The following is a 344-nucleotide window of genomic DNA, read 5'->3' as shown; positions in this document are numbered from 1 at the left end:
CCTCGGATCCGGCAACCTCGATGAGCTCGCCCCGGCGCGCGGCAAGAACATCGCCGACGCGATGCAGCGCGGCTGCGCGCTCCTCGGGGGTCAGGGCCTGCCAGTCACGTGCCGCCTTGGCGCTGGCCTTGATGAGACCATCGATCGCCTCGCTCGAGGACAGCGCCTGCTCGCCAGCGCGCACGGCCTCGACACCCCGCGTCGAGGTGGGGATGGCCGCAGCGATGTCGCGCGCCCACTGGCGGTTAGCAGCCAGAGCGGGATCGGAGTCCGCTTCGGAGCTAAATGGACGACGCGCGCGCTCGGCAAGGCTCCCCCGCTCGGGGCCCACCCCTGCCTCGCGC

General features: G+C 72.7%; 1 protein-coding gene. It reads right to left on the bottom strand.

What is annotated here, in order from left to right; translation table 11 throughout:
- The coding region (locus QP415_RS11035) for an aldehyde dehydrogenase family protein (protein ID WP_285100092.1) at window positions 1-344 on the bottom strand (344 nt) is incomplete at both ends.

The sequence above is a fragment of the Pauljensenia sp. UMB3104 genome (assembly GCF_030217285.1).
Taxonomy (GTDB): Bacteria; Actinomycetota; Actinomycetes; order Actinomycetales; family Actinomycetaceae; genus Pauljensenia.
Note: the sequence above shows the minus strand (reverse complement) of the source record. Positions and strands in the feature narration are given on the sequence as shown.